The following is a 22899-nucleotide window of genomic DNA, read 5'->3' as shown; positions in this document are numbered from 1 at the left end:
CACCGGCCCGCTCCCCCGGACCGGCCGCCCATAGGGTACCATCAACGGGTGGCCGGTCCGGGGGAGCGGGCCGGTGTTGCCAGCTGATCGCGGATGCGATCAGCGTACCTGATAATCAGGTCCTCAAACGGAAACGGCGCCGGTTACCCGACGCCGTTTCGAATTCGCAATCTGCTGGGCTTATTCGGCCGCCATCGCCGGTTCGGCAATGTATTCATCAACCATCTGAGCCGCCAGATCGTCGTTGAACTGCTGCGGCGGGTGCTTGCAGAAATAGGCCGACGGGCCGATCAGCGCACCGCCTTCGCCGCGATCGAGCGCAACCTTGGCGCAGCGAATCGCGTCCATGACGCAAGCCGCCGAGTTCGGGCTGTCTTCGACCGAGAGACGCAGTTCCAGTTCCATCGGCACGTTGCCCCACTGCAGGCCTTCAAGGCGCAGGAAGCACAGCTTGTTGTCCTTCTGCCAGGGAACATAGTCCGACGGGCCGACGTGGATGTTTTCGTCTTCAAGGCGCTGGGCCAGCATGGCCTGGACGGCTTCGGTCTTCGATTCCTTCTTCGAACCGAGCCGCTGACGATCGAGCATGTTCATGAAGTCGGTGTTGCCGCCGGTGTTCAGCTGGTAGGTCCGCTCAACCGTGACGCCGCGGGCGGCGAACAGGCTGGACAGCACGCGGTGGACGATCGTGGCGCCGACCTGGGCCTTGATGTCATCACCCACGATCGGAATGTTCTTTTCACGGAACTTGGCTTCCCATTCGGGGCGACTGGCGATGAACACCGGCATGCAGTTGACCACCGCAACGCCCGCTTCGAGCGCACAATCCATGTAGAATTCAGTGGCTTCCTGCGAGCCGACCGGCAGGAAGTTGATCAGCACTTCGGCGCCAGAAGCCTTGATCGCATCGACGATACGGGCCTTGTCCGCCTCGGGTTCATTGGCAACGATGAAGCCCTTTTCGCCCACCGTGGTCATGTGCGCGGCAACGCCGTCAGAGACCTTGCCCATGATGACCTTGGCGCCGGTTGCCGGCACGTCGGACTTGAACACCTTGGTGTTGTTGGGCGCGGCGAAGATCGCTTCGGCGATGTCCTTGCCGACCTTGCGGGCATCGACATCGACGCCGAGCACGAAATCGACGTCGCCGGCGCCATAGCCACCGATCTTGTCGTGAATCAGGCCCTGCGACGAATTGTTCTGCCGGTAGTAAGCGACCCCCTGGACCAGCGAGCTGGCGCAGTTGCCGACGCCAATCATGGCGACCTTGATAGGCTTCATTGTCTGTCGTTCCCTTTCGAGCGTCGAAGCGCGCCCTCCATTGAAGGTCGCTGCAATAAGAATCGCGCGCCAAGAGCAAGAAACCTGGCGCAGGTCAAGCCGAATGCCGAAATGCGCGACAACCTGATGGCCCGCGCCCCAACGGCGTCCGGTGCCGACTCTGGCGAAAATCCTTGGAAGACCTTCGCTGCACGTCGGCAATGTGCCTGCGCAATGCAGGCCTACAAGCATAGCACCAATCCGCTCCGACGCAAATCCGCGTGGGATGACCAAGGCTCAAGCCTTGTGAGTGCGCGGTGAGCCTGCAAAAAGGAGGCAACGCAATGGTTGAGAGCAAGGGTCGAAGACGGTGACGCAGGGGCAAGACGGGGCGGCGAATTCGGCGGGACGCGTGAAATCGGAGCCCAAGCGCCCGCAGCGTCCGCGCGAGTTGCAGGACTCACTCAACCACTATCTCTACCATCCGCTTGCCTGGCAGCTGGCGCGGAGGCTGGCGCATACCCCGATCACCCCCAACATGGTCTCGGTCTTTGGCGGTTTCATGGTGGTTGCAGCCGGCTTTGCCTATGTCGGACTGGCCTGGCCGCTGTCAGCTGCGCTGGGCATGGCCCTGCACATGGGCTGGCACGTGGTCGACGGTGCCGACGGTGACCTGGCCCGGCTGACCGGACGAACAAGCCCGATCGGCGAAATGGTCGACGGGCTGTGCGACTATCTCTCTCACATCGTGCTCTACACGCTGCTGGGCTGGCTGCTGTGGCATTCGGGCGGTTACTTTTCGGGCTGGCACGCGGTTATCCTGATGCTGGTCGCGGCACTCAGCCATGCGATCCAGGCAAACCACGCCGAAGTGCAGAAACGCCAGTATCAATACTGGGTCTATGGCACCCCCTGGCTCAGGATGTCGCATGGTGCCGCCGATTCGGCGACCTCGCGCAGTTGGGCCGCGGCGCTGGTCTCGACCTATATCGGCCTGGCCAGCGGCATGACACCGCATGCGCTCGAGATCGACAAGGCCGTTGCCGCGAGCAAGGATGATCCGGCCCGATTGGCGGCAATCGCCAGTGCAGTGCGCGCCGAAGCGCCACCGCTGCTGCTGATGACCAAGATACTTGGCCCCAATCCGCGCGCGGTGATCCTGGGCCTGTCGATGTTTGCCGGCACGCCGCTCTATTTCCTGATGTACCAGGTGGTGGTGCTCAACCTGCTGCTTGTCCTCTCGGTCAGGATGCACAATGCTGCGGCCCGGCGGATCGCCGCCGCAATCGGAGTCTAGCGATGCTGCATCACGATCTGCTTGAACAGGCCCGCGGGATCGAAGGCGAGATCGTGGCGCTGCGCCGCGCGATCCATGCCGAACCAGAACTGGGGCTTGAAACGCCGATGACCCGCGACAAGGTGCGCGCAGCGCTGTCCAACCTGCCGCTGGAATGGCGCGAAGGGCCTTCGTCCACCGGGCTGGTTGCCACGCTCAAGGGCGGCGCGGGGCCCGGCCGCACGGTGCTGCTGCGCGGCGATATGGACGCGCTGCCGATGCCCGAGGAGACCGGCCTCGAATTCGCCTCGACCATTCCCGGCACAATGCACGCCTGCGGCCACGACGCGCATACCGCAATGCTGGCCGGCGCAGTGCGGCTGCTGTGCGCGCGGCAGAACGAGCTGAAGGGCGAAGTGCGCTTCATGTTCCAGCCGGGCGAGGAAGGCTTCCACGGCGCGAAGTTCATGCTGGAGGACGGGCTGTTGGACCCGCTGCCCGAGGCTGCCTTCGCACTGCACGTCATGCCCAATTCGAAGCACGGACTGGTGGTCGGACGGACCGGAGCGCTGCTGGCATCGGCCGACCAGTTCGAGATCGTGATCGAGGGGCGCGGCGCGCATGGCGCCATGCCGCACCAGGGACTGGACCCGGTGCCGATCGCCTGCGAAGTGGTCACCGCGATCCAGGCGATGGTCGCGCGCCAGTTTGACGCGCACGATCCGGTGATCGCCACCGTCGCCCAGATCCATGCCGGGACGACCCACAACGTGATCGCCGATTTCGCGACGCTGGTTGGCACCCTGCGCACGCTTTCACCGCGCCACCGCGACAAGCTCCACGGCCTGCTGACCCAGCTTGCGACGGGCATCGCCCAGGCCCACGGCGCCGCAGCGCGGGTAACGATCACCCCGGGCTTCCCGGTCACCAATTGCGATGCCCGCGCAGTCGCGCTGGGCGAGACGGTCGCGCAGGACCTGTTCGGCGAGACGGCCTTCCGCCGACTCGATCAGCCGATCATGGGGGCCGAGGATTTCTCCTACGTGCTCGAAAAAGTGCCCGGGGCGATGTTTTTCCTGGGCGTGGCCCACGAAGGGGTTGATTGGCACAAGTGCCCCGCAATCCATTCGCCGCGCATGATGGTCGATGAAAGCGCGCTGCCCAAGGGCGCGGCGTTGCTGGCCGGCTGCGCCGTGCGCTTCCTGGACCGCGGCTGGGATTAGGAAGACTGGCGCACCCGACAGGATTGGCCTCGCTGCGCTCGGCCGTCGTCGCTTCGCTCCGACTCCGAAGGGTCCGAACCGTCCTGATATGCCAAAAGGGGCGGCCTTCTTGCGAAGACCGCCCCTTTTGGCGCACCCGACAGGATTCGAACCTGTGGCCTTTGCCTTCGGAGGGGAAAGATATGCATAAATTCGCATTATATATCATATATTTATTAGGCTCACGAATTTTTGTCGATGTTTTGTCAATAATCGAGGTACGAATTAATCTGAATTTTCAACGGTTGGTGGCGCTCACAAAATTCGTCGGAATTTCTATCCTCATGCCGCTTGATGAAACTCCACGACGCGCTGAAATTCAGCCAAAATCGTTGCGTGACGCTGCGCAAGGAACCTGACCACGCGAACATTGCCCAACAGGTTAGAGACGTATCCCAGCGCCAAGACCAAATCCAGATGGTCTTCCCCATAGGTTCGCTCGATGGCCCGCACTTCCCGATCAAGGCTCTCTGACTCGCGTTGCATCAGCGCAATTTGGTCAGCGGTGAGTGACTTTGGCTTGTCCTTCCTGCCTTCGACTAAGAGATGATCTGGCGTGGCAGCGACTAGCGATTGCGCATATGGAACCGAAAAGTGCGTCAATGGAAGCCCGTCTCCGCTTGGTATGCCAAGATGAATCCGTCTTCCGAAACGCAAGAAGTGTCTCACCACCTACTGAAAGTTTGATCACATAGAACGATGTGTTCTGCAGGTGAGCTAACTTTGTTGCACGCCGCTGCGGTAGTGGTTCCGCAGTTGCAGCAGCCACCAAATGAACGTGGGTCTCATCCGCCGCAATGGAAAGGGCGCTCGCCTCATGGTTTTGCGCCAGAAGCCCATATGGGCTCACTTCTTCAATGCGTGCGCGTTGGGTCGAAATTGCTTCCTTAACAGCGGCTTCAAGTGCTGCATCGATAGCGATCCAATGCCCTGTGAAAGTCGGCGCGGCACCGCGATGACCACCCGACTTTCGAAAGACCCACACTGCGGTCTCGGCTCCGGCCACATCGAAGTTCGCAAAGTTTTCTGGTAGCGGCATCTAAGCCCTCATGGTTTGAAAATCTGGATGTCCTGAAGCGTCGCTTGGCGCGCATTCCCGATCTGCAAATGGCCTCGTGATAGGCCACGTCCAACATGCTTTGCTTCGCCACCTGCAAACTTGAATTCGATTTCGTACAATCTCCAGCCGAGCGCAATCAAGACCGGATTCATGATGATCTGCCCGGATCGATAGCTTATCCAAAACATCCAAATTAGAAAAACGCTAAATCCTACAAACTTTCCAATATCTTGGTAGTCAATGCTCATGAACGAAACAATGTAAGGTAGAGTGTAGTTCATAAGATCGGACGGGATGTATTTTACAGACAAGACATCCACGGTTTGGTTGGGTCTAATGAGGTGCAAAGCCAAGATTGTGATCATGAAGCACGAAAGCGTGGCCACAACCATTGCAACAGAAAAAATAGGCGATCTGATCGGAAGATCACAAATGGCAGCACTCAAGTTCCAGCAGAAGGCCCCATCCAACTTGTCATATTCGAGACTCTGCGCAAGAAAGATCAAACTCAAGGGCAGGTATGACCCCAAGAACACGACGGCTGCGGTCAAGATGCGGAACTGCATGATTCAGCTGCCCAATGCAACTGACTGCAATAGATGCCAAGCCTCCCGGTATGGCTCAAGCCACCCAGCTTCATACTTGCCCATCTCGAGATGGCTATAATCGGGCAAAAAACGGCGCAAATCATTGTCCTTCCGCTGCTGCCCCCTCTTACCTGGTTGAGACAGCCAAGCCTGATGACAATCAGAAAGCGCCTTAGCCACGACTTTGGCTGGGACAACATACGTGAATGAATGGCAGTCCCGACCTATGGCAAAGTCGACGAAGCAATAGAACAGAGAGTCACTCGTTAGCCCCTCGTGCTTCTTGCCCATGTGCCAACCGCCGTCTGCACCATTGCTGTTAGCTGTCGATCCGCTCGATAGTGGTGTCCCACGTTCCGTCCCGGCGGGTGCGGCCATGAACTTTGACGTAGGCCTTCCACTCTTCATAGACCTGCTTGAAGCTCTTCGTGTTGAGCGGTCCCCCTGCTTTTACCTGCATGTAGAGGTCATCGTAGAGGTTCAGGGCAAAGCGTTTGGCCTCTTCAAAATCGGAAAGCTTGGTGGAAATGACCTTGTAGCCGGTTGCGTTAGGAACGCTGATCCGGGCTTGCCACTTAGGATTCTTGAGGTGCTGCCGCTTGTAAAGAACGACCCGGCCTTCTCTGCCGAGGTCGATGTAGCCTTCGGATTCGGTCGTCACCACGGCACCTCCATCGACATAACCAATAATGTCGATGCGATTCGTCGCCAACCGATTTTGTCAATGATTTGTGAATAGCAAAAATCGGCGAATTTTCCGATTTTTTGGGCCATGCCCCTCAATAAATACATGAATTTATTGAGAGAAAATGGCGCACCCGACAGGATTCGAACCTGTGGCCTCTGCCTTCGGAGGGCAACGCTCTATCCAGCTGAGCTACGGGTGCGTGGCAGCGGCGGTTAGCAGCGTGTTGCGCTTTGCGCCAGAGACTTTTGAAAGCGGCGCTTCGAGTTAGCAATTTGGCAAGCGAAACCGGGCTATGGACCGGTCCATGAACGCGCACACTTCCTTTTCCCAGCCTGGCACCGGCGTCCTTCCCACTTCGGGTCGCCCCGAGTTCGGCCAGGCTTCGGCTTCGGCCATGAGCATGAAATGGTCGGCGCTGCACGACGCGGTCAGTGTCGTCGGCATGCTGGCCGGGATGGCGGCCGAGGCGATGCGCCCGGAAGTGCGCAATTTCCCGGCGGTGATGCGCGATGTCGGCGGCTGGCGCCGTGATGCCGCCGAACGCGGGATCGACGATCTGAGCGCGATCATGGAACCGGGACTGGCCGCGCTGATGGCGGTCAATGCCCGCGGCGCCAACCCGGCGGTTCCCGCCCTGGCGCTGTGGCAGGAATTTCATGCTGCACGCTCGGCATTGCTGGCACTGGTCCCGCCGCCCGGCAGCCCGGCCCCGCGCCGCTTCATGTAACGCCGGGCGCGACGCCCGCTTGCAAAGTTGCCATTATGTTCTAGGGTTTGGCCATGCCCGAACCCCACTCCCCGCCCGATTCCGATGACCTCAAGGCCGCCCAGGCGGTGGCGCGCGGGATCTGCCGGCTGTTTGCCCGCAACGATATCTGGTGCCTGGCGGAAATGCCGCTGCGCAATGGCAGGCGCGCCGACCTGATGGGGATCGATGCCAAAGGCCAGCTGGTGATCGTAGAGATCAAGGTGGCCCGGGCCGATCTGTTGGGCGATGCCAAATGGCCCGATTACCTTGACTATTGTGACCGGTTCTATTGGGGCCTGGCGCCGCATCTCGATCGCGCCTGCATGGCTGACCCGGCATTCCGGCCCGAACGGTGCGGACTGATCGTGGCCGATGGCTATGATGCCGAGATTTTGCGCCCCGCCGCCACCGTTCCCCTGGCCGCCGCGCGCCGCAAGGTTGAGACCGAGCGCCTGGCCCGCGCCGCACTGCGCCGGCAGCTGGGGCTGATCGACCCGCGGATCGATGGCTGGGGCGGATAGTCGCGCAAAGTCCGGCGCAACTTAACGGTTAATTTACCATGTTGCGCCAGAAGTGCCCGGTAAGGGACACCGGGGAAACCACATGGATACTTATCGCGGCCAATTTACCGACGACGCCAATCATGGCGACGACTGGCCCGAAGTCGGATTTGGCGAAGAAGAGCGCGCACCCGAGCCGCCGCCCAGCCCGGTCGGGCAGGACGAGCGGCGCATGCAGGTGCGTGCCTACAACCATTGGGCCAGCCTGCTCGACAATCGCAATTTCCCCTCGATCGAAGATCTCGATCCGGCAGCCCTGCCCGATTTCGGGCCGTTCAGCGTGCTGCTTGATTTCACCGGCGGGATCGAAAATCCGACGATCCAGTACCTGGGTGACATGCTGGCCGAGGAATGCGGCACCGAAGCCATAATCCAGACCCTGGCCGATGTTCCCGCGCGCTCGTTGCTGTCGCGAATCACCGACCATTACATGCAGATCCTGGCCAACCAGGCGCCGATCGGGTTCGAGGCCGAATTCGTCAACCAGCGCGAGTGCACCATCCTCTATCGCGGGATCCTGCTGCCGTTCTCGAGCGACGACGATACGATCGACTTCATCTATGGCGTGATCAACTGGAAGGAACTGGCCGACCAGCAGACCACCGACAATCTGCTGCACGAAATCGACCAGGCGCTTGACCTCAACAGTCCTGCCGCACCGCACGCTGATCTGCCGATGACCGACTGGGCCGATGGCCCGGGCGATGTGCTTGAGCTGGAAGACCCGTACGAGCTGGATGACGAAATCGAAGCCGAGGCCGAACCTGGGTTTGAAGCAGAGGCTGACAATTTTGCTGGCGTGCTGGACCTTTCCACACTGCAGGAAGTGCTGGAGGCGGACGATGTCATGCCTGAGCCCGCTTTCGGCAGCGATGCAGCGCCGGACGATGGCGTGTTCGACCTTGACGAAGTGCTTGAGCTGGGCAGCGCCGACGAACTGGGCGACGCCGGTGACGAATATGATCTGGCCTTGGCGGTTCCGGCCGATGCCGACATGGAACTGGCTGACTGGCTGGCCTCGGCCCGCGAACTGGCCGAAGCTGCGCGCGGCAGCGAGGATCGCACCCGCCACGCGCTTTATGCCGCGATCGGCCGTGCCTATGACTTTGCCCTGGCCGCCGAAGACTCGCCCGAGGAATTTTCCGAACTGGTCGTCGATTCGGGCCTGACCGTGCAGGATCGCGCGCCGATGACCCCGGTGGTCAAGCTGGTGTTCGGCGCTGAATACGACAAGACCCGTCTGACCGAATATGCCTCTGCCCTGGGCCATGCCAAGCGCATGGGCCTGGCGCGCGGCAAGCTGGCGGATTACCTTCGTGCGGCGCCTGGCGGCCTCAAAGGTGTCGTGGCCGAAGAACGCCGGCTCAAGAAAGTTGAAAGCGGCAAGCCCGCCGAACTGCGCGATACCCCGCGCGAGGCGCTGGCCCGCAAGCTGCGCAAGCTCGATTACCAGCCGCTTGATGCGGTGGCCGCCGAAGGCAGCGAATTCACGCTGCTGGTCGCCCGGCGACTTCCCACTGGCGAAGTCGTGCTGCTGGGCGAAGTGGCCGACGATGTCCCGCTGCTTGAACGCGCGGCACGCAAACTGGTCTAGATTCACAGTCCTCTCCCACCTGGGGCGCCTGCCGAAAGGCATGGCGCCCTTTTGTTTTTGCGCTAATCAGGCCGGATGGCTGGCGTGGCGGTAAAGAGGCGGATTGGCAGGATGGGTTGGGTTCTGATTGGCCTGGCGGTCTTGGCCCTGGCTGGCTTCGGGGTCTGGCGCTGGGCACTGGCAAACAACGCCGTGGCGCTGCTCGACTGGGGTGATCGCCAGTTCGGCGGCAATTCCGGCTATGCCCTGACGCTGGCCGATGGCCGCTATGGTCCGCTTGCTGAACAGAAGATCGAAGTGCTGGTCCCCGATACCCCGGCTGAGCGGCCACGTCCGGTGGTGGTCTTTATCCACGGCGGCGGCTGGCATTCGGGCACGCCCGGGGACTATCGCTTCGTCGGGCGCACCCTGGCCCGCGAAGGTTATGTGGTGGTGCTGGTCGGGTACCGGCTGGGTCCGGACGGTCGCTATCCCGCGATGCTGGAAGACAGCGCGCTGGCGCTGGCCTGGACCCATGACACGATCGCGCGGTACGGGGGCGATCCTGCGCGCGTGGTGGTGATGGGGCATTCGGCCGGGGCCTACAACGCGGTCATGCTGGCGCTGGAGCGGCAATGGCTGGGCCGGGTCGGAGTGCCGGACGGCTTCATCAAGGGCGTGATCGGACTGTCGGGACCCTATGATTTTCATCCCTTTACTTCGGATTCGGCGCGCAATGCCTTTGGCCATGTGCCCGATCCGGCCCTGACCCAGCCGATCCATTTCGTGCGCGGCGATGCCCCGCATATGCTGCTGATCACCGGCGATGCCGACACGACCGTCAAGCCCATCAATTCCGATGCCCTGGCGCGCGCGCTGAGCGCAGCGGGAGCGCCGACCCGACCGATCGTGCTGGAAGGCGTGGATCATTCGGGCACGGTGATGAAACTGGCGGCCCCGTTCAGCCGCGACCGGCGGGTGCTCGATCCGGTGCTCAAGTTCCTGGCCGCGCAGTGCCGCCCTTCAGCCACGGTTCAGCCGGCACCATGATAGGTCTGTCCACGATGCGCACGTTCCGGAGCCTGCTTTCGCGCTGCCTTGCCGCGCTGCTGATCTTCACACTCAGCGCCCAGCCGGCCCTGGCCCAATCGGTGCTGCGCGATGCCGAGACCGAACTGCTGTTCCGCGACATGGCCACGCCGCTGATCAGCGCCGCCGGGCTTGATCCGCGCAATGTCGAGGTGGTGCTGGTCGGTGACAATTCGATCAATGCCTTCGTTGCGGGCGGCCAGATCGTGTTCCTCCATGCCGGGCTGATCCAGGCCGCCGACAGCGCCGAAGAGGTGCAGGGCGTGATTGCCCACGAACTGGGCCATATCACCGGGGGCCACGTAATCAGCGACGGCGGCGGCAAGGCCGCAACCGGGATCACCATCCTCTCGCTGTTGCTGGGCGGACTAGCTGCTGCAGCCGGATCGGGCGACGCGGCGATGGGCGTGTTGATGGCCGGGCAGCAGGCCGCACTGGGCAAGTATCTTGCGTTCAACCGCACGCAGGAATCAGCCGCCGACGCCGCCGGAGCGCAGTTCCTGTCCAAGGCCGGGATTTCCGGCCGGGGATCGATTGCCTTCTTCAAGAAGCTGCAAAACCTGGAAATGCGGCACGGCTTCACCCGCAACTTGGACAGCGAGTTCTATTCGACGCACCCGATGACCGGCGACCGGATCGCCACCCTGCAGGAGACCTACCAGGTCGATCCGGCCTGGACCAAACCGCCCAGCCCTGCACTTGAAGCGCGGTTCAAGCGGGTCAAGGCCAAGCTGCTGGGCTATACCGAGGAGCCGGAGCGCACGCTGCGCGCCTATCCGCCCAGCGACACCTCGATCCCCGCGCACTATGCCCGGGCCTATGCCTGGCACAAGGAAGCCTACCTCGATCGCGCGCTGAGTGAAATTGATGCCCTGCTGGCGCTGGAACCCGACGACCCGTTCTTCCTTGAACTGAAAGGCCAGGTCCTGCTCGAATCCGGGCGGCCCAGGGAGGCGCTCGCGCCGCTGCGCCGCGCGACCGAGCTGACCGGGCATCACCCGCTGATCGCCACGCTGTTCGGCCACGCGCTGGTTGCAACCGAAGACGCCGCCAACCTGCCTGAAGCCCAGCGCGTGCTGAAGGCAGCGGTTGCGCGCGACCGTGAGAACCCGTTTGCCTGGTACGAGCTGGGGGTGATCTATGGCCAGCAGGGTGACATGCCGCGGGCGCGGCTGGCTGCGGCCGAACAGCAGGTGCTGCAACTGAACTACTTCCAGGCGCTGCAAAGCGCGCAAGCTGCCGAGGCCGGCCTGCCCAAGGGTTCGGCCGACTGGCTGCGCGCGCAGGATATCGCCATGCAATCGCGTGCGGCGATTGAACAGATGAAGAAACGCAGGTAGCGACAAGGCCCTATGGCCAATCCTGCATCCCGTTCGAACTTCCTGCTGGCGCTGGCCGGCATCGCGCTGCTGCTGGTTGGCGGGGCGGTCGGCTGGACGCTGGAAAGCCGGCGCGGTGGCGGCGCGATCGACGATGCCGAATTCGGCAGCCGGGTCCACGCCTATATTGTCGAACACCCCGAAGTGCTGGTCGAGGCGGCTGACAAGCTCAAGAACCAGGGCGGCGAAAAGCAGCTGGCGGAACTGGGCGACAAGGTCGCCCAGCCCTTTCCGGGCGCGGTTCTGGGTAATCCCAATGGTACCGTAACGCTGGTCGAATTCACCGACTTTGCCTGCACCTATTGCCGGGGCAGCGCCGCCGATGTCGAAGCGCTGGTGGCGGCCAATCCTGATCTCAAGGTGGTGATCCGCGAACTGCCGATTATTGCCCCGACCAGCCCCGATGCCGCGCGCTGGGGTCTGGCAGCGGCCGAGCAGGGAAAGTATCCGGCATTCCACAAGGCGATGTTCGCGGCCGGGCGCACCGACATGGCCAGCATCGAGGGCGCCGCGCGCGCAGCCGGGCTCGATCTGGAACGGGCCCGCAAATTTGCGGCAGACCCGCGCGTGACTGCCGAAATAGAGGCCAATGTCGGCATGGCCCGCAAGCTGGGGGTCGATGGCACCCCGGCCTGGGTGGTGGGCGACGAACTGATCGTCGGCGCCGTGGGCCGCGACGCGCTGGCCAAGGCGCTGGCCAAGGCCCGTGGATCGTAAAGCGTTGGTGGCACGGCGCCAATTTCTGCTAAGGTAGCCTTCTATGGCTGTCCTGCTGCCCTTTCGCCCGATCCCATTCTTCGCGAACAAGAACCAGGCGTTCTGGCGGCTGCAGATGGCTGGCTGGGGCGGGGCACTGCTGCTGCGCACCATGTCGGGCCTGGCGAATGCCAAGGAACTGTCGTTCCTGGTCACGATCCTGATCTCGACCATCACCGGGCTTTCGCTGACGCTGATCCTGTCGGTAATCTACCGCGCGGTGATCAATCGCCGCCCGCTGGTGACCTGGGGGGTGACCACGCTGGCGCTGGGGCTGGCGGTGGGGGCCTATGCCTTCATCGATGCCTGGGTCAGCGGGCTCTACAACAACGATCGCTCGTTCGACATTGGCCGGATCATCGGCCTGTTCTACCTCGACGCGACGCTGCTGCTGGCCTGGTCGGCGCTCTATTACATGATCAACTTCTTCATCCAGATCGAAGAGCAGAACGACCAGCTGATCCAGCTGGAAAACCAGGCGACCAGCGCCCAGCTGGCGATGCTGCGCTACCAGCTCAACCCGCATTTCCTCTTCAACACGCTCAATTCGATCTCCACCCTGGTGCTGCTCAAGCAGACCGAGCCGGCCAATGCCATGCTCAGCCGGCTGTCCAGTTTCCTGCGCTATACCCTGGTCAACGAGCCGGCTGGCCGGGTCACCGTCGCGCAGGAGGTCGAGACGCTCAAGCTCTACCTCGAGATCGAGCGGATGCGGTTCGAAGAGCGGCTGCGCACCGCGTTCCAGATCGATCCCGCCACCGAAAAGGCACTGCTGCCCAGCCTGCTGCTGCAGCCACTGGTCGAAAACGCGATCAAATATGCAGTCAGCCCGCAAGAGGCCGGGGCCGAAATCACCATCGCGGCGCAACTCGTCGGTCAGAACCTTCGCATCACCGTCTCCGATACCGGACCGGGATTGCAATCTTCGTCCGCCTCCAACAGGCTCTCGGGCGTGACTTTCGACGGCGGCGAACAGGTATCCACGGGCGTCGGCCTGGCCAACATCCGTGACCGGCTGGCCCAGGCCTATGGCGAGGCGCACCGGTTCGAAACGATGGAACCGCCCGAAGGCGGCTTTACCGTGCTGATCGAAATTCCCTTCGAACGCCGCGAAACCCCGCCCCCCGCGATCGAGGCCACCAAAGCCCCGGTCCTGGCCGGCTGAACGGGACAACTGTCATGACCATCCGCACGATCCTCGTCGACGATGAAAAGCTTGCGATCCAGGGGCTGATGCTGCGCCTGGAAAAGTTCCCCGATGTCGAAGTGATCGACACCTGCTCGAACGGGCGCGAGGCGATCCGCAAGATCAAGACCGAAAAGCCCGACCTGGTCTTCCTCGACATCCAGATGCCGGGGTTTGACGGCTTTTCGGTGGTCAAGGGCGTGATGGACATCGAACCGCCGCTGATCGTCTTCGTCACCGCCTATCAGGAACATGCGGTCCGCGCGTTCGAGGCCAATGCGGTCAATTACCTGATGAAGCCGGTCGATGAGGACCGGCTGGCCGATACCATGGAACGGGTGCGCACCCGCCTCGCCGAAAAGCAGGCTGCGGGCGAGGCCGAAAAGCTCAAGACCGTACTGGCCGAAGTGGCGCCTGACGCGATCGAGGCGATTCCCGACGAGCCGGACATGGGCGGCCGCTATGAAAAGCTGATCAACATCAAGGATCGCGGGCAGATCTTCCGGGTCGATGTCGATTCGATCGAACGGATCGAGGCGGCGGGTGACTACATGTGCATCTACACCGCTGACAACAGCCTGATCCTGCGCGAAACGATGAAGGATCTGGAACGCCGGCTCGATCCGCGGGTGTTCCAGCGCGTCCACCGCAGCTGGATCGTCAATCTCAACCAGGTCCGCCAGGTCAAACCGCACACCAATGGCGAATGCTTCCTGGTGCTGGAAAGCGGCGCCGACGTGAAAGTCTCGCGCTCTTACCGCGATGTGGTGGCGCGCTTCGTGCACTGATTTCCTGGTTCACACGAAGACACGAAGACGCAAAGAGGTCACGCGCGCGGCAAAGCCGCCTTCCAATCCAAGTGCCGCGTTCTGCGTGTTGCAGCGAGGACAGAACGGGCCTGCGGCCCAAAGCAACATCGTTGTGTCTTCGTGTCTTCGTGTGAACCCGCTCTTGCGCAAGGCCGTAATTCTGGCGAAATGTCTCCCATGACCTTCACTCTCCCCGGCTTTGATCTCGCCCAATTCGTCCGCGCCACGTTGGATGAGGACCTGGGCCTTGGCCTGCCCGGCGGCGGGCATGATGTGACCAGCGAGGGCGTGATTCCCGCCGAGGCGCGCTTTGCCGGGGTGATGGATACCCGCGACGCGATCGTGGTGGCCGGCCTGCCGATCGCTGCAGCCTTCTTCCGCGCGCTCGATCCCGGGATGGAGATCGCGGTGCTGGTTGAGGAAGGCACGACAGTACCGGCCGGGACCGACCTGATGCGCCTCAACGGCAATGCCCGCGCGATGCTGACCGCCGAACGCTCGGCGCTCAACACCGTGCAGCACCTGTCGGGGGTCGCCACCATGACCCGGACCTATGTCGATGCGATGCAGGGGCACGCCACCCTGCTTGATACCCGAAAGACCATTCCCGGCCTGCGCCACCTGGAAAAGTACGCCACGCGGATGGGCGGGGCGAAGAACCACCGGATGGGGCTGTGGGACGCGGCGATGATCAAGGACAACCACGTGCTGGTGGCGGGCGGGGTCGGTGAAGCCGTGCGCCGCGCGCGCGCCGCCGGAGTCATGGATGTGATCTGCGAGGTTGACCGGATCGAACAGATCGAACCCGCACTGGCAGCTGGTGCCAGCCACCTGCTGCTCGACAACATGAGTGTGGCCGAACTGCGCGAGGCCGTAACGCTGATCGCCGGACGCGTGCCCAGCGAAGCTTCGGGCGGGGTCCGGCTCGACACGATCGGCGCTATTGCCGCCTCGGGCGTAACCTACGTCTCGGTCGGGCGCCTGACCCAGAGCGCGCCGGCGGCGGACGTCGGGCTGGATTTCACACCGCTATGATCCGCACCGCAGCTCTCCTTGCCGTCCTCGCCCTGCCCGCCCCCGCGTTGGCCCAGGCCTATCAATGCCGCGCACCGCAAAGCGTGGAAGAGCCGCGCCCGGTGCAGCCCGATGGCCCGCGCAGCGTGATGCCGATCACCGGCTATACCCTGGCGGTCAGCTGGTCGCCCGAATTTTGCCGGGGCGGCAAGGCGGCGAAAGATCCGGGCAATTACCAATGCAACGGTCAGATCGGGCGATTCGGCTTTGTGCTGCACGGCCTGTGGCCCGAAGGCGCGAACGGGCGCTATCCGCAGTGGTGCGCCGTCACCCCGCGCCCAACCCAGCAGGACTACCGCGCAAACATGTGCATGACCCCGGTTCCCTGGCTGATCGAGCATGAATGGGCCAAGCACGGCAGCTGCATGGCCAAGACCCCCGAAGGCTATTTCAAGGTTTCGCGGATCCTGTGGAATTCGCTGAAACTGCCCGATGCCGACCAGCTATCGCGCCAGGATTACCTGACCGCCGGGGATCTGAGGCGGGCATTCATGGCACGCAATCCCGGCTGGCCGCAAAGTGCGGTGGGGCTGGTGCTTTCGAACGGCGGCTGGCTGCGCGAACTGCGGCTTTGCTATGGCCGCAATTTCAAGCCCAGGGCTTGTTCGAAGCGCGCCTTCGGGCCGAAGAACGATGTTCCGCTGAAGATCTGGCGCGGGCTTTAGCGTTGTTCGAGACGGCCTTCGGCCTCCTCAGGATGAGCGGAGGTCGCGAAAGAACTGCTTGAGGAGCATCGCGGCTTCATCCTCACCCATCCCCGAATAGATTTCAGGCCGGTGCAGGGTCTGGTCGTGTTCGAACACCCGCGCGCCATGCTCCACCGCGCCGCCCTTGGGATCGCTGGCGGCGTAATAGAGCCGGGCGATCCGGGCATGAGCAATCGCCCCGGCGCACATCGCACACGGCTCCAGCGTGACCCACAGTTCGCAGCCATCAAGCCGTTCGTTGCCCAGCACTGCGGCAGCCGCGCGAATCGCCAGCACTTCGGCATGGGCGGTGGGATCGTGGCGCCCGCGCGGCTGGTTATGCGCCCGCGCGATCACCTGTCCGTCCCGGATCACCACCGCGCCAATCGGCACTTCGCCCGCCGATTCGCCCGCGCGCGCCTCATCCAGCGCCAATTGCATCGGTTCGGGCAGCGGCCAGCGGGTCATGCAAAGGGGCTAGAATCTTTATCTTGGTGCGGCAAGGACATCCGTCCTTGCCTGGGCAACACCGGCCCGCTCCTCCTGCCCGACCACCCCTAGGGTACCATCAGCGGGTGGTCGGGGCGCCCCGACAAAACGTCCCCCGGACGTTTTGCGACTTCGGAGCACGGGAGCGGGCCGGTGTTGCAAGCCAATTGCCGAGGCAATTGGCGCATCAAACCAACCAATACCTTGACCCCGCAAGGGTGAATCGCTATGCGCGCGCCTTCTCCCGCCTTGGGCAACGTAATTTCGAAGCGAGTTTTGCCATGTCCCGTATTTGCGAACTGACCGGCAAGGGCCGCCAGATCGGCCACAACGTCAGCCACGCCAACAACAAGACCAAGCGCGTCTTCCTGCCCAACCTGCAGAACGTCACGCTGATGTCGGAAGGCCTTGATCGCAGCTTCAAGTTCCGGGTTTCGACCCAGGGCCTGCGTTCGGTCGAACATGTCGGCGGTCTGGACAACTGGCTGCTCAAGACTTCAGACGAAAAGCTCTCGACCGCGGCCCAGAAGGTCAAGCGCGAGCTGAAGAAGAAGGCCGCCGCCGCTTAATCAGCGCGCCGTTTCGGCCAGCCAAGGGGCGCCCGGTCAGCCGGGCGCCTTTTGTTTTGCCTGATTGCGGGCTGGCAGGTCAGACAGGCGGAATTCCAGCCGCCACAGCAGCACCCGCTGGCTCACCGCCTCGTTCTCGTCGCTCATCAGCCAGGCGGCGATTCGCCCGCCCGGCAGCAGCTCGATCGCCAGCGCCTCGAAATTGTCGACCGGCCAGGGACTGGCAAGGTCCGCAAGCTCGATCGAATCCCAGACCTTGCCGGGAACCAGGCCGGCCGGATCGGCCAGCATGATCTTGCCGGCAAAGCGCGCCGGGGCCGGCCACAGCAGCTTGCGCATCACCACCAGCACCCGGCCATCGGGCAGTTCGGCCATGTCGGTCGGGCGATAGCCAGCGGCGCCCGCGAAAGTGAACGGCTGGCCCTTCACCCCCTCTGCCGGGTCACCCGCATAGAGAAAGCCCGGGTGATTGATCGAATCGAACCAGCTCGAACGGCATTCGCACAGCACCACGAAGCGTCCGTCATGCAGGCGGGCCATCGCTTCGGGTCCGGTGTTGACGCCCCATTCGGCCCATTCAGGCACGGTGCGGACCACTTCGGGTTCCATCCCCGGCATGCCGCGCATGATCGTACCGCGTCCTTCCAGCGCCAGCCAGGCGAAGTTCGTATGTCCGTCCCAGGCGACCGATTCGACATCGCGGTTGCGCTTGTAGGGCGAGGCAATCGGCGCCACCGGTCCGATCAGGACCGGCCCCGGCGGCGATCCCGGAGCAGCAAACTCCAGCGTCATGCCGCGATCCGAAAAGGCCAGCAGTCGCCCCGGAGAGCCGCGCAGCAAGGCCGAATAGCCCCCGAAGTCATCGTTGGGGCTGGTCAGCTGCCACGCCCCGGTGACGGTGAAGGGCCCCAGGTTGCGCTGTTCGGGCAAGGGCACCGGCAGGATCGTCAGCGCCAGATCATGGTTGGGCGGCGGCGGGGTCTCGCGCAGCCAGGTGATCGCCAGCAGGGTCAGGGCCGATAGAAACGCGACCATGCGCGCAAGCCGGGCAATCATTGCCGCGGACGCTCGATATCAAGCGCTACGGTCATCCGCTCGCCAGCATCGAACGGCCGGGTGCCGTGCCACAGCGTCGAGGGAAACAGCGCCAGGTGGCCGCGTTTGGGCTCGATCGTACGGAAGGCCGGAAAATCGGGCAGCAGGCTCAGGCATTCGCCGAAGGTCAGCCAGCCATGCTGCGCCTTGCCCTGGCGTGCGATGCCCTGTTCGCCTTCGGGCAGCGCGGCATAGAAGGCCGAACTGAGCCAGCCCTGCGGGTGGACATGATCGACGTGGAAGCCCTGCGACAGCAGCCGAACCGACCAGGCACCCTGGATCCGCACCGGATCGCGCCGGGCCAGCAGGGTGGGATGGCCTGCAACCGGGTCTGGTAGCTGCGCGACATGCGCGCGCACCGCTTCGAGCACGGCGGCGCGCAGGCGGCGGATCTCTGGTTCGGCGCGGGCCAGCAGATTGCCATCGGTCTGGGTTCCGCCGCGCACCGACTGGTCGATCGGCTGTCCGGTGCCGGTGTGGATCGCGCGCAGCACGTCGGCAAGGTCATCGAGCGAGCCGAGCGAGCCGGTCAGGTCATAGCTGCCGATCAGCCGTTCATCGCCTTCCAGCCAGTGCCAGCGCGGATCGCCGGCCGCACGCCAGATCAGCGCGCGATAGGGCCACAGCGCCAGGTCCTGATCGCCGGGGAAGGACTGATCAGCCCGCGCCGATGCCTCATCGAACCGGCCGAGCCGGATCAGGCAGCGCAGGACATGCGCCAGGGCTGCGGCATTGGCCGGTGGGGCCAGCCGCTGAAACAGGGCCATGGCCCCGGCCGGATCGCCGGTTTCATTGCGGCAGATCGCCTCGGCGCGCTCAAGCTCGGGCGTCTCGCCGATCGCGGTGCGGGCCTCGCCGACGAACTGGTGTGCCAGGGCATAGTCATCGGCCTGCATCGCAGCCTCGATCAGGCAATGCCACAGCGATGGGTCCTGCGGATACTTTACCAGCGCGGATCGCAGGCTGGCCTGGCGATCGGCCTCTGGCAGGGCCATGGCGCTGATCCGGGCATAGGCCTTGTGCCCTTCGAACCAGCCGGGGTTGGCTTCGAGCGTTTCGGCCAAGGCCCGGCAAGCTTCGGCACCCTGGCCCTGCGCCAGCATCGCCGCCGCCTCGCCCAGCAGGATCCCGGCATCGCTGGGCGCAAGCGCGCGGGCCTCCCCAAACAGCTCGACCGCCGGATAGCCCGCCTCAAACGCGCTACGGGCCAGCGAATGCGCGATCAGCTTGTCGCGGGGGGCAAGGCGCGCGGCGCAGGCAAATGCCTGGTGGGCACCGGCACTGTCCTGCAATCCGCGTAGCGCCAGCCCCCGAATCTGCCAGGCCAGTTTGTCCTGCGCGCGCTCGCCATCGGTGAGCGGAATGATGACGGCGAGGATCTGTTCGAACAGCCCAAAGTCGAGTGCGTCGAGGCAGGTCTGGTAGCAATCCTCGATCCGCGCGAACTGACCCTGAGTCAGACGGTCGTGCAGCTGGTCGAGTGTGGCCATGGTGGCTGGATAGCCACAGCCAGGTGACCTGTCGAACCCCTTTGAGTGACCTTTTGGTGCATTTGGTGTGATCAGCGTGTAAGCGCGCTCCATGACCACATACCTTGCACAGATCGACGCCGCACTGGACCGCAACGACACCCCCGCCGCCGCCGCCCTGGCCGAGCAGGCGCTGGACGCCGGGCAGCAAGACGCGATCCTCTACAATCTGGCGGCGTGGAGCCATGAGGAAGCAGGCCGCTTCCAGGAAGCAGAAGCACTGCTGCGCGCTGCAATTGCCCGTTATCCTAAGGATCCGACGCTCCATCTCGGGCTGGGCGTGGTGCAGCGCAAGCAAGGCAATCTGAAGGCTTCGGTGGTTTGCTTCGAGAACGCGATCCGGATCGATCCCCGCTGGCCCTCCCCATGGTACGAACGCGGTCAGAGCTTTGAAAAGGGCGGGGCAATCGCTGATGCGGGCCGGGATTATGAGCATGCCCTTGGGCTTGAGCCTGAGAACGCCATCGCACTCGCCGCGCTGGCTTCGATCCATGCCCGCCAGGGACGCTCCACCGAAGCGAGACAACTGGCCGAACATGCGCTCAGGATCGATCCGGGCAACTTGCTTGCAGCAAACGCCCTGGCCCAGGTAGCCCTTGAGGAAAAGCACCACGACGCTGCCGTTGCCCTGCTAGAGCCGCTGGCAACCCGCGATGAAGGACCACGGGATACCATGGTCAACACCCTGACGCTGCTGGGCGATGCACTTGAGGGGCTGGGACGCTTCGACGAAGCCTATGATGCCTATGCCCGCGCTCAGCAGGTGTTCCACCAGTTCCATTCGCAGCGGCTGGCCGACGAGGCGGGCAGCTCGATCGGGTTTCTCGCGCGGGTCGCCGCGGGGCTGACTTCAGCCCGTCCGCGCGAATGGAGCCCGGCTGATGCTTCGTCAGTAGAAGGGGCTGCCGCAACCCACGTGATCCTCACCGGCTATCCGCGGTCGGGCACGACACTGGCAGAAAACATCCTCGCTTCGCTTCCCGGCGCTGTCGCGATCGAAGAACGCCCGACGCTGGGTCTGACCGATCAGGAATACCTTTCACGTGACGAGGGGCTTGCCGATCTGGCGCAAGCGGATGCGCCCACGTTGGCGCGCCTGCGGACCGACTACTGGCAACGAGCCACCCGCGCTGCAGGACGTGATCTGCAGGACGCGCTGTTTGTCGATATGGATCCATTCAAAGGTCCGCGTTTACCTGCGATCGCCCGGCTGTTTCCCGGTGCAAAGGTGATCATCACGCGGCGCGATCCGCGCGATGTGGTGTGGAGCTGCTTTCATACCAGTTTTGCGTTCAACGCCGGCACAATGTCATTCACCACGCTGGAAGACACCGCGCGCCATTATGCCGCAAGCTGGGCGGTGACCGAGGCTGCGCTCGAACAGCTGCCAATCGACTGGTTCGAATTGCGGTATGAAAGCCTGGTCAGCGAGTTCGATGAAACGACGCAGGGGCTGTGCCGTTTCCTTGGCGCCGACTGGAGCGAGGATCTGCGCAGCTTCGATCGCACGGCACAACGCCGCGGAGTAACGACCGCCAGTGCGACGCAGGTTCGGCGCGGGCTCTACGATGGCTCCGGCGGCTGGCGCCGCTATCAGACGTACCTCAAAGGAGTTGAACCGATCCTGGCGCCCTGGATCGAGAAGTTCGGTTACGCCTGAGCGCGATCAGCTGCCCGCCTTGGGCAGTTCGGCAGTCTTGCGTTCGTGTGCCTGTCCCTGACGGAAGCTATGTTCGCGCCATTCGTTCGCGGTCATGCAGACGCGCTTCCGACTAAGGCGCGAGCCGGTTTCGCTCTGGGTTCGGCAGATCATGCGATCGCCGTCCGCCTTCTTGGCTTCGTCATTGGTGGAAGCAGGAGCGGCCGGATCGGCCAGAACGGCCACCGGAGCGGCAAGCAGCGCAAACGCCAATAGCGATTTCGAAACGGTCATCATCGTATTTCCTTCTGGCCGCGAGTGGGGTACGGTCCAATCGCGCATCAATACCAAGGCGGGTTATAGTTGTGAAGCATGCTCGGGCGGCCCTGAACATGCGATTTATGAACCAGTACACCGGTGCTGGATCAGAGCGCGCCCAGATCAGAGTTGAAGGCTTGCGCGTTGATGAGCTCGCGGATCACCTGGCGATCGCCTGCATCAAGTTCCGGTCGCCACAGATCACCCATCAGGATCACCCGCAATTGATCGCTGTCGTTCCAGGCTTCATGATCGATACTGTCATCAAAAACCCACGGTTCGCCCTCAATCCATTCACGGGTTTCGCTGCCGACCCGGAAGAAGCATTGTCCCGGGATGATCAGCGGCAAATGGAAGACGACCCGGAAATTGGCCACGCCGACGTGGGCCGGGATGCGGGTATGAGGCGCCAGCAATGAGAACATCAGGTTGGGGGTAAGCCCGGCAATGTCTGGTTGCCCGCCCCCCATGATCGCTGCCATGGTGGCGGGGCAAGCTGCCGTAAGTTCGGCATCGACTTCGCCATAGCGGATCAAGTGAAAGGCATTCCAGTCAGGATTGCGGTTGAGCGGGGCGAACTGGGCCATCGGCTGGCCCGATTCGAAATCGACATAGGGTTGCTGCCGTTCGGGGCGGGCCGCCAACAGACCCTGCAGTTCGGCCTTGATAGCCGGAAAGGCATCGCGCAGCCGCTGCTTGAGTTCAATATAGTCGAAATCGAAGAATTCGACATCGGGCAGGCCGGGGTAGTGGTAGTGGGTCGGCGCCTGATGATAGATCGGTCGGCGATCCAGTACGTTGTCGAGAAATCGGCGAGCCCGGGCAGCGTGGCGAGGCTCAAGCTGAGCAAGGCCGGTCATCGAGTGCTCCACATCGCGGCGATAGCGCTCAAGCAGCCCGCGCGCACGGTCCAGTTGCTGAAGCAAAGGGGGCAGAAGGTCGGTTCGGCCTTCGGCATGAAACAGCGCCGCGCGATAGACTTCGGCCGCGCGGCCGGCATCCCCCATCGCCTCGTGCAGACTGCCCTTGAGCAGCAGGGCGATAAATTCATTCGGCCTGGCATCGAGCGCGGCATTGGCCGCTGCCAGGGCTCCCGCCAGGTCGCCGCCCCGGCGACGCAAGGCAGCCAGCTTCATCCAGGCATCGAAATCCTGCGGGTCGGCGGCAGCGCCCTGTTCAAGGCTGCGAACCGCGCCGGGAAAGTCGCCATGGGCCATGGCTTGGTCAGCGGCGGCATGATGTTCGCTACCCATATCTTGATGCTCCG

23 protein-coding genes and 1 tRNA gene are annotated in these 22899 nt (G+C 63.3%); 14 read left to right on the top strand and 10 right to left on the bottom strand.

The genetic code is table 11. The annotated features are described in order from the left end of the window. Positions 1-180: 180 nt before the first annotated feature. Positions 181-1281: an inositol-3-phosphate synthase gene (locus tag IT549_RS15660; RefSeq protein WP_292974565.1), complete on the bottom strand. Its 1101-nt coding sequence runs from the start codon at positions 1279-1281 to the stop codon at positions 181-183. Positions 1282-1672: 391 nt separating this feature from the next. Between IT549_RS15660 and IT549_RS15655 the strand changes: the two genes are divergently transcribed. Both IT549_RS15655 and IT549_RS15650 read left to right on the top strand, forming a co-directional pair. Then, entirely contained in the window at positions 1673-2557 is an 885-nt protein-coding gene (locus IT549_RS15655; protein WP_292974564.1) for a CDP-alcohol phosphatidyltransferase family protein, read from the top strand. Between the two features lie 2 nt (positions 2558-2559). Beyond that, entirely contained in the window at positions 2560-3759 is a 1200-nt protein-coding gene (locus tag IT549_RS15650) for a M20 family metallopeptidase (RefSeq protein WP_292974563.1), read from the top strand. A gap of 321 nt (positions 3760-4080) precedes the next feature. On the opposite strand, the gene IT549_RS15645 is transcribed toward IT549_RS15650, so the two are convergent. The 4 genes from IT549_RS15645 to IT549_RS15630 form a co-directional block, all read right to left on the bottom strand. Beyond that, on the bottom strand, positions 4081-4401 hold the full coding sequence (locus IT549_RS15645) for a plasmid partitioning protein RepB C-terminal domain-containing protein (RefSeq protein ID WP_292974562.1): 321 nt from the start codon (positions 4399-4401) through the stop codon (positions 4081-4083). 444 nt (positions 4402-4845) lie between these two features. Beyond that, positions 4846-5409, bottom strand: a complete 564-nt coding sequence (locus tag IT549_RS15640; protein ID WP_292974561.1) for a hypothetical protein — start codon at positions 5407-5409, stop codon at positions 4846-4848. A 355-nt stretch (positions 5410-5764) separates the two neighbouring features. Then, positions 5765-6157, bottom strand: coding sequence for a hypothetical protein (locus tag IT549_RS15635; RefSeq protein ID WP_292974560.1), 393 nt, complete (start codon positions 6155-6157; stop codon positions 5765-5767). Between the two features lie 98 nt (positions 6158-6255). Further along, positions 6256-6332 (bottom strand) — tRNA-Arg (locus tag IT549_RS15630). Between the two features lie 195 nt (positions 6333-6527). Here IT549_RS15630 and IT549_RS15625 point away from each other — a divergent pair. The 10 genes from IT549_RS15625 (at position 6528) to IT549_RS15580 (ending at position 15972) form a co-directional block, all read left to right on the top strand. Further along, complete coding sequence (locus tag IT549_RS15625; protein WP_292974559.1) at positions 6528-6860, top strand: hypothetical protein; 333 nt, start codon at positions 6528-6530, stop codon at positions 6858-6860. A gap of 53 nt (positions 6861-6913) precedes the next feature. Further along, entirely contained in the window at positions 6914-7402 is a 489-nt protein-coding gene (locus IT549_RS15620) for an MmcB family DNA repair protein (protein WP_292974558.1), read from the top strand. 82 nt (positions 7403-7484) lie between these two features. Further along, entirely contained in the window at positions 7485-9035 is a 1551-nt protein-coding gene (locus tag IT549_RS15615) for a hypothetical protein (RefSeq protein WP_292974557.1), read from the top strand. A 111-nt stretch (positions 9036-9146) separates the two neighbouring features. Continuing rightward, a complete protein-coding gene (locus IT549_RS15610; RefSeq protein ID WP_292974556.1) occupies positions 9147-10064 on the top strand; it encodes an alpha/beta hydrolase in 918 nt (305 codons plus the stop codon). Positions 10065-10078: 14 nt separating this feature from the next. After that, entirely contained in the window at positions 10079-11443 is a 1365-nt protein-coding gene (locus IT549_RS15605; RefSeq protein ID WP_292974555.1) for a M48 family metalloprotease, read from the top strand. A gap of 12 nt (positions 11444-11455) precedes the next feature. Next, the gene (locus tag IT549_RS15600) at positions 11456-12199 is read left to right on the top strand and encodes a DsbA family protein (protein WP_292974554.1); all 744 of its coding nucleotides are present in this window, start codon (positions 11456-11458) and stop codon (positions 12197-12199) included. 43 nt (positions 12200-12242) lie between these two features. Further along, positions 12243-13403 (top strand): histidine kinase, encoded by a 1161-nt coding sequence (locus tag IT549_RS15595; RefSeq protein ID WP_292974553.1) that lies wholly within the window; start codon positions 12243-12245, stop codon positions 13401-13403. A 14-nt stretch (positions 13404-13417) separates the two neighbouring features. Beyond that, complete coding sequence (locus IT549_RS15590) at positions 13418-14212, top strand: LytTR family transcriptional regulator DNA-binding domain-containing protein (RefSeq protein WP_292974552.1); 795 nt, start codon at positions 13418-13420, stop codon at positions 14210-14212. A gap of 198 nt (positions 14213-14410) precedes the next feature. Next, entirely contained in the window at positions 14411-15268 is an 858-nt protein-coding gene (gene nadC / locus IT549_RS15585; protein ID WP_292974551.1) for a carboxylating nicotinate-nucleotide diphosphorylase, read from the top strand. Then, positions 15265-15972, top strand: a complete 708-nt coding sequence (locus tag IT549_RS15580) for a ribonuclease T (protein ID WP_292974550.1) — start codon at positions 15265-15267, stop codon at positions 15970-15972. Before nadC ends, IT549_RS15580 begins: the two co-directional genes overlap by 4 nt. A 27-nt stretch (positions 15973-15999) precedes the next feature. Here the strand turns inward: IT549_RS15580 and IT549_RS15575 are convergent, their stop codons facing one another. Next, a complete protein-coding gene (locus IT549_RS15575; RefSeq protein ID WP_292974549.1) occupies positions 16000-16461 on the bottom strand; it encodes a nucleoside deaminase in 462 nt (153 codons plus the stop codon). A 302-nt stretch (positions 16462-16763) separates the two neighbouring features. Here IT549_RS15575 and rpmB point away from each other — a divergent pair, with 302 nt between their 5' ends. Next, entirely contained in the window at positions 16764-17051 is a 288-nt protein-coding gene (gene rpmB / locus IT549_RS15570; protein WP_292974548.1) for a 50S ribosomal protein L28, read from the top strand. Positions 17052-17087: 36 nt separating this feature from the next. Here rpmB and IT549_RS15565 read toward each other — a convergent pair whose 3' ends face one another. Further along, on the bottom strand, positions 17088-18107 hold the full coding sequence (locus IT549_RS15565; protein ID WP_292974547.1) for an esterase-like activity of phytase family protein: 1020 nt from the start codon (positions 18105-18107) through the stop codon (positions 17088-17090). Beyond that, positions 18104-19636 (bottom strand): putative 2OG-Fe(II) oxygenase, encoded by a 1533-nt coding sequence (locus IT549_RS15560; protein WP_292974546.1) that lies wholly within the window; start codon positions 19634-19636, stop codon positions 18104-18106. The genes IT549_RS15565 and IT549_RS15560 overlap by 4 nt, the downstream gene beginning before the upstream one ends. Before the next feature lie 91 nt (positions 19637-19727). Between IT549_RS15560 and IT549_RS15555 the strand changes: the two genes are divergently transcribed. Then, positions 19728-21335 carry a tetratricopeptide repeat-containing sulfotransferase family protein gene (locus tag IT549_RS15555; protein ID WP_292974545.1) on the top strand — a complete coding sequence of 536 codons (1608 nt, stop codon included), beginning with the start codon at positions 19728-19730 and terminating at the stop codon, positions 21333-21335. Positions 21336-21341: 6 nt separating this feature from the next. Here IT549_RS15555 and IT549_RS15550 read toward each other — a convergent pair whose 3' ends face one another. Both IT549_RS15550 and IT549_RS15545 read right to left on the bottom strand, forming a co-directional pair. Then, a complete protein-coding gene (locus IT549_RS15550) occupies positions 21342-21608 on the bottom strand; it encodes a hypothetical protein (RefSeq protein WP_292974544.1) in 267 nt (88 codons plus the stop codon). A 131-nt stretch (positions 21609-21739) separates the two neighbouring features. Beyond that, on the bottom strand, positions 21740-22885 hold the full coding sequence (locus tag IT549_RS15545) for an aspartyl/asparaginyl beta-hydroxylase domain-containing protein (protein WP_292974543.1): 1146 nt from the start codon (positions 22883-22885) through the stop codon (positions 21740-21742). Positions 22886-22899: the final 14 nt, after the last annotated feature.

Source organism: Novosphingobium sp. (assembly GCF_020852455.1).
Lineage (GTDB): Bacteria > Pseudomonadota > Alphaproteobacteria > Sphingomonadales > Sphingomonadaceae > Novosphingobium.
This window is presented reverse-complemented; position numbering and strand designations above follow the sequence as displayed.

Coding starts and splice junctions, on each gene's coding strand:
- IT549_RS15575 (WP_292974549.1), bottom strand. CDS start 16,461: ATGACCCGCTGGCCGCTGCCCGAACCGATGCAATTGGCGCTGGATGAG.
- IT549_RS15610 (WP_292974556.1), top strand. CDS start 9,147: ATGGGTTGGGTTCTGATTGGCCTGGCGGTCTTGGCCCTGGCTGGCTTC.
- IT549_RS15620 (WP_292974558.1), top strand. CDS start 6,914: ATGCCCGAACCCCACTCCCCGCCCGATTCCGATGACCTCAAGGCCGCC.
- IT549_RS15625 (WP_292974559.1), top strand. CDS start 6,528: ATGAGCATGAAATGGTCGGCGCTGCACGACGCGGTCAGTGTCGTCGGC.
- IT549_RS15580 (WP_292974550.1), top strand. CDS start 15,265: ATGATCCGCACCGCAGCTCTCCTTGCCGTCCTCGCCCTGCCCGCCCCC.
- nadC (WP_292974551.1), top strand. CDS start 14,411: ATGACCTTCACTCTCCCCGGCTTTGATCTCGCCCAATTCGTCCGCGCC.
- IT549_RS15590 (WP_292974552.1), top strand. CDS start 13,418: ATGACCATCCGCACGATCCTCGTCGACGATGAAAAGCTTGCGATCCAG.
- IT549_RS15550 (WP_292974544.1), bottom strand. CDS start 21,608: ATGACCGTTTCGAAATCGCTATTGGCGTTTGCGCTGCTTGCCGCTCCG.
- rpmB (WP_292974548.1), top strand. CDS start 16,764: ATGTCCCGTATTTGCGAACTGACCGGCAAGGGCCGCCAGATCGGCCAC.
- IT549_RS15555 (WP_292974545.1), top strand. CDS start 19,728: ATGACCACATACCTTGCACAGATCGACGCCGCACTGGACCGCAACGAC.
- IT549_RS15565 (WP_292974547.1), bottom strand. CDS start 18,107: ATGATTGCCCGGCTTGCGCGCATGGTCGCGTTTCTATCGGCCCTGACC.
- IT549_RS15660 (WP_292974565.1), bottom strand. CDS start 1,281: ATGAAGCCTATCAAGGTCGCCATGATTGGCGTCGGCAACTGCGCCAGC.
- IT549_RS15605 (WP_292974555.1), top strand. CDS start 10,079: ATGCGCACGTTCCGGAGCCTGCTTTCGCGCTGCCTTGCCGCGCTGCTG.
- IT549_RS15545 (WP_292974543.1), bottom strand. CDS start 22,885: ATGGGTAGCGAACATCATGCCGCCGCTGACCAAGCCATGGCCCATGGC.
- IT549_RS15615 (WP_292974557.1), top strand. CDS start 7,485: ATGGATACTTATCGCGGCCAATTTACCGACGACGCCAATCATGGCGAC.
- IT549_RS15650 (WP_292974563.1), top strand. CDS start 2,560: ATGCTGCATCACGATCTGCTTGAACAGGCCCGCGGGATCGAAGGCGAG.
- IT549_RS15595 (WP_292974553.1), top strand. CDS start 12,243: ATGGCTGTCCTGCTGCCCTTTCGCCCGATCCCATTCTTCGCGAACAAG.
- IT549_RS15560 (WP_292974546.1), bottom strand. CDS start 19,636: ATGGCCACACTCGACCAGCTGCACGACCGTCTGACTCAGGGTCAGTTC.
- IT549_RS15600 (WP_292974554.1), top strand. CDS start 11,456: ATGGCCAATCCTGCATCCCGTTCGAACTTCCTGCTGGCGCTGGCCGGC.